1 protein-coding gene is annotated in these 1,653 nt (G+C 76.6%); it reads left to right on the top strand.

The annotated features are described in order from the left end of the window. Nucleotides 1–157: 157 nt before the first annotated feature. Complete coding sequence (locus ACFV1L_RS36330; protein WP_380374567.1) at nucleotides 158–1,570, top strand: sensor histidine kinase; 1,413 nt, start codon at nucleotides 158–160, stop codon at nucleotides 1,568–1,570. Nucleotides 1,571–1,653 lie beyond the last annotated feature (83 nt).

The following is a 1,653-nucleotide window of genomic DNA, read 5'->3' as shown; positions in this document are numbered from 1 at the left end:
GTTTATAAGACACAGGTACCACCCCCCGCCGGCCGGCGGGGGGTGGCCCCCCCCCGGTGCCTTCGGGCACCGGGGGCGGACCACCGTCCGTTTCCGGTGCGAGGGTATGACTTTCGGCGGATCCGGGGAGCGGCGCAGGTCCCGTAGGGTCGTCGGCATGCGAAAGAGCGGGGCGGTGCTGCTGCCGGTGGCAGTGGCGGTGGCGATCGGGTTGGGCGTGGTGCACCTGTGGTGGGCACCGGTGGCGGCCGGACTGGCGTTCGGGCTGGGCGTGCGCGAGGAGCGGGTACGGCCGGCGGCCGCGGTGTTCGCGGTGCTGGCGGGGACAGCCGTCCTGGCAGCGGGCGTGGTGCCGGGGTGGATGGTCCTGGGAACGCGGTTCACCCTCGTCGCGGTCGGCGCGGGCCTGCTGCCCTGGCTGGTGGGGCGGTACTGGCACCACTCGCGGGAACTGGCCCGGGCCGGCTGGGAGCGGGCCGAACGCCTGGAGCGCGAGCAGCGGCTGACGGCGGAACAGGCCCGACTGCGGGAACGCGCGCGCATCGCCCGGGACATGCACGACGCCCTCGGCCACGACCTCAGCCTGATCGCCCTGCGCGCCGGAGCCCTCACCCTCGCCCCCGACCTGGCCGAACCCCACCGGGCCGCCGCGCGCGACCTGCGGGCCGGCGCCGCCGCCGCGGTCGAGCGCCTGGGCGAGGTCATCGGGGTGCTCCGCGAGGACGACGACACCGCCGCCGGCGACGCCGACGGCCCGGCCGACGCCGCCGTCGGGGACCTGCTGGCCCGCGCCGCCGCGGCCGGCCTCGACCTGCGCGCCCAGGTGACCGGCACCCCCGACGGGCTGCCCCGGGCAGTCGAACACGCCGTCTACCGGGTGGTGCAGGAGGCCCTCACCAACGCGACCAAACACGCCCCCGCGGCACCCGTCACCGCCACCGTCGACTACACCGCCGACGGCGCGACCGTGCGGATCGCCAACGGCCCCGCCCCCGCGGCCCCGGCCCCCGCCACGGGCGGCGGCGGGCACGGCCTCGCGGGCCTGCACGAACGCGTCCGGGCCGTCGGCGGACAGCTGAGCGCCGCGCCCACCCGCGACGGCGGATTCGACGTCACCGCCCACCTGCCCCGCACCCCTCGAACCCCCGCCGGTCCGCCGACCGTCGCCACCACCCCGGCGCCAACGGCGCCCGCGCTGCGCCAGGCCCGCCGCCGGCTGCGCCGCAGCCTGAGCGTCGCACTGGTCGTCCCGCTCGCCGCCGCGATGGCGCTGACGCTCGCTCAGCGGGCCTGGACGCTGTACGTCGTCCACCGTTCCGTCCTCGACCCCGCCGCGTACGCCGCCCTCCAGATCGGGCAGGACCGTGCCGAGGTCGAACCGCGCCTGCCCGCCCACCGCCTGCCCTACCGGCCGGACGTGCCGCACGCCCCCGCGCCGCCGCCCGGCGACGACGTGCGCTGCGACTACTACGCCGTCACCGCCGAACTGTTCGTCGACCGGTACGGCGACGCCTACCGGCTCTGCTACCAGGCAGGCCGCCTGGTCTCCCGCGACCTGCTCGCTTCCTAATGTCGTTGTCAAGCTGTCTCGGTCACTGGAGGTGTGACGTGGTAGCACCGTCGGTCACGGATCAGCGCCCACAGGACGTTGAC

This window comes from Kitasatospora sp. NPDC059646, assembly GCF_042734615.1.
In the GTDB taxonomy this organism is placed as follows: Bacteria; Actinomycetota; Actinomycetes; order Streptomycetales; family Streptomycetaceae; genus Kitasatospora.
Note: the sequence above shows the minus strand (reverse complement) of the source record. Positions and strands in the feature narration are given on the sequence as shown.